The organism is Flavobacterium sp., assembly GCF_043778725.1.
Classification (GTDB): Bacteria; Bacteroidota; Bacteroidia; order Flavobacteriales; family Flavobacteriaceae; genus Flavobacterium.
This window is the reverse complement of sequence record NZ_JAYWFT010000171.1, coordinates 1-3,059: the sequence shown is the minus strand read 5'-3', so window position 1 is coordinate 3,059 and position 3,059 is coordinate 1. Positions and strand designations below refer to the sequence as shown.

The window sequence follows — 3,059 nt, the reverse complement described above, 5'->3', positions numbered from 1 at the left end:
GATAGATGCGCATCAAAAAAGTGGTGCTACTATATCTATTGCAACTTTGCCTGTAAATGCGAAAGAGGCACCAGAATTTGGGATTTTAAAAACTGATGCTGACAACTTTATAACTTCATTTATTGAAAAACCAAATGCTAGTTTGTTGCCCGAATGGACATCGGAAGTTAGTAAAGAATCTGCTTTAGAAGGCAAACATTACTTGGCATCGATGGGAATTTATATTTTTAATAGAGAATTGTTGGTAGAATTAATGTCTAATCAAGATACTAAAGATTTTGGCAAAGAAATAATTCCGCAAGCGATAGGAAAACAAAAAATATTGAGCTATCAGTATGAAGGTTATTGGACAGATATAGGAAATATAGATTCTTTTTTTGAAGCCAATTTAGGATTGACAGACGATATTCCGAAGTTTAATTTATTTGATAATTCTAGTAAAATTTATACGCGTGCAAGGGTTTTACCTCCATCAAAAATTACTGGAGCAACAACTATTGATAAATCGGTTGTTGCCGAAGGTTGCATTATTAATGGTGCGACTATTGAACATTGCGTTGTAGGAATTAGAAGCCGAATTGGGTTTGGATCTACAGTTTCTAACTCGTACTTGATGGGTAATGATTTTTATCAAAATCTTGAAGAAATTAGACACAACGACAGCAATAACATAATTAATATAGGAATTGGTGAACGTTGCGAAATAAACAATACTATTGTTGATAAAAATTGTAGAATTGGCAATGATGTAAAACTTATTGGTGGCAAGCATCTAGAAGACACCAACACTAATTTATACACTATAAAAGACGGAATTATAGTTGTAAAAAAAGGTGCGGTTTTACCTGATGGATTTGAAGTTTAATAGCTAAAAAAAACGTCTCAATATACTTTATTGAGACGTTTTTATAATTTATAAATTTACAGTTAAATAATTGTAGATTTTTTCTCCTGCAAGATCATCTATATGAGCTTTCTTTTGCATTCTTAACACAATTGGTTTCCATTCTTCTTTAGAAAAATCTGCTGCTTCATATAACTTGTGGCATTTAGCACAATTATTTTCATACAAATTTTTTCCTTCTGCAATTTCAGGAGATACGGCATCTTTTTTAATTTCTTTTTCTGCCACCACTGTTGTTGCTGGTGTAACAGATTTAGATCCACTGCAAGAATAAAAAAAGATTGCTAATAGCGCAACCGATAAAATTTTTGTTTTCATGTTTATTGATTTTGGTAAAGTAAAAATAACAAAAAAAGCCATCCGAAGACAGCTTTTATAGTATTTAACAAATATTTAGACTATTTAACGTCCATTAATTCTACATCAAAAATTAAAGTTGCGTTTGGCGGAATTACACCACCAGCACCACTTTCTCCATATCCTAAATAAGACGGAATTACAAAACGAGCTTTGTCTCCAACTTTTAAAAGTGCAATACCTTCATCCCAACCTTCAATAACTTGACCTTGACCAAGTCTAAATTCGATTGGTTTTTTTCTTGGATAAGAAGAATCAAAAACTTTTCCTGTTTCTAGTGAACCTTCATAATGAACTGCAACTGTTTTACCATTTTCTGCTTGTTTACCTGACCCAGTTTGAATCATTTTGTATCGTAAACCACTTTCAGTTTTATCAAAACCAGCTGCTAATTCTTCCATTTTAGCTTCGGATTCTTTTTTAGCGTCTTCGATTTTTTTTTGACGGTTTCCTTCAAATGTTCTAAAAGCTTCAACAGCATTCCATTTTTCTGCCTCGTCTCCTACTCTTAAAATTTCAATTGTATCTATTAAATCTCCTTGAGCAATTGCATCAACAATATCTTGACCTTCAATAACATTACCAAAAATAGTATGTTTGTTATCCAACCAATTAGTTGGAACGTGTGTTATAAAAAATTGCGAACCATTACTTGCTGGACCAGAATTTGCCATAGATAAAACTCCTGGTTTATCATGCTTTAATGAAGGATGAAATTCATCTTCAAAACTATAACCTGGACCACCAGAACCAATTCCTTGTGGGCAACCACCTTGAATCATAAAATCCGGAATTACTCTATGAAATTTTAATCCGTCATAATATGGTTTTCCTTGCGGACGCGCTTTGTTTTCTAGATTTCCCTCAGCCAATGCGACAAAGTTTCCAACTGTTCCTGGTGTTAAATCGTGTGTTAGTTTTACTAAAATTGAACCTTTCGAGGTATTAAATTTAGCATATATTCCGTTTTCCATTTTTTTGAATTTATATTTTAAAATGCAAATTTAATATAATATTGTGGATTACCATTAAAATTGTACTTTTGAAATAGCTAAATTTTTTATAAATTATGAATTCAATATTTGACAAATCTGGAAATGCCGAAATAATTTCTAGAATAAATAAATTATCACATCAAAGTAAAGCCGTTTGGGGAAAAATGACTGTTGACCAAATGCTTAAACACACCAACGAAGCCATTATTGTTGCTTTTGGAGAAAATCAAATTAAAGTTAATTTCTTAATGAAATTTTTAGGAAAAGTGCTGAAAAATAAAATTTTCAATTCAGAATTTAAAAAGAACAGTCCAACAGCTAAAGAATTTATATTTTTAGAAAAATATGATTTTGAAATTAGCAAAAATGAATTAATCAAAAATTTTAGTCGTTTTGCCGAAGGTGAAAAATCTATTATACTAACGATTCATCCTTTTTGGGGAAAAATGACTTCTGAAGATTGGAATAAATTGATGTGGAAGCACATGAATCACCACTTAGAACAATTTGGAGTATAGCTAAATTATGTAAAACCAAAACGATTACATCACTATTAACAAAGCCAATAAGAGTAATAAAACGGATGTTCTCATAGCTTCTGATTTCTATGACAATGCTGGATTAGAACCTCCTAAATTTAGAATTAAACATTTAGGAAATAAAATTCCGATGGTTTATTCATTACTATATACAAAAAAATAAATTTATAAAAAAAAGAAACACCCAACTAAGTTGAGTGTTTCCAAGGGTTTAAACAATTGTATATTAAGGTAATCTACAATTTCGTAATAATAAATTCACTT

The 3,059-nt window shown here is 30.8% G+C and carries 4 protein-coding genes; 2 read left to right on the top strand and 2 right to left on the bottom strand.

Annotated elements, in window-relative coordinates:
• A partial coding sequence (locus ACH2CG_RS15545) for a sugar phosphate nucleotidyltransferase (RefSeq protein WP_395066839.1) occupies window positions 1-865 on the top strand: 865 nt, incomplete at its 5' end.
• Between the two features lie 48 nt (window positions 866-913).
• Here ACH2CG_RS15545 and ACH2CG_RS15540 read toward each other — a convergent pair.
• Together ACH2CG_RS15540 and ACH2CG_RS15535 are read right to left on the bottom strand one after the other, a co-directional pair.
• Window positions 914-1,222, bottom strand: coding sequence for a cytochrome c (locus tag ACH2CG_RS15540; protein ID WP_395066836.1), 309 nt, complete (start codon window positions 1,220-1,222; stop codon window positions 914-916).
• A gap of 80 nt (window positions 1,223-1,302) precedes the next feature.
• Window positions 1,303-2,235, bottom strand: coding sequence for a peptidylprolyl isomerase (locus tag ACH2CG_RS15535; RefSeq protein ID WP_395066834.1), 933 nt, complete (start codon window positions 2,233-2,235; stop codon window positions 1,303-1,305).
• A 95-nt stretch (window positions 2,236-2,330) separates the two neighbouring features.
• Here ACH2CG_RS15535 and ACH2CG_RS15530 point away from each other — a divergent pair, with 95 nt between their 5' ends.
• Window positions 2,331-2,774 carry a DUF1569 domain-containing protein gene (locus ACH2CG_RS15530; protein ID WP_395066832.1) on the top strand — a complete coding sequence of 148 codons (444 nt, stop codon included), beginning with the start codon at window positions 2,331-2,333 and terminating at the stop codon, window positions 2,772-2,774.
• Window positions 2,775-3,059: the final 285 nt, after the last annotated feature.

Excerpts from the sequence above, each read along its gene's own strand:
- ACH2CG_RS15540 (WP_395066836.1), bottom strand. The coding sequence starts at position 1,222 with ATGAAAACAAAAATTTTATCGGTTGCGCTATTAGCAATCTTTTTTTAT.
- ACH2CG_RS15535 (WP_395066834.1), bottom strand. The coding sequence starts at position 2,235 with ATGGAAAACGGAATATATGCTAAATTTAATACCTCGAAAGGTTCAATT.
- ACH2CG_RS15530 (WP_395066832.1), top strand. The coding sequence starts at position 2,331 with ATGAATTCAATATTTGACAAATCTGGAAATGCCGAAATAATTTCTAGA.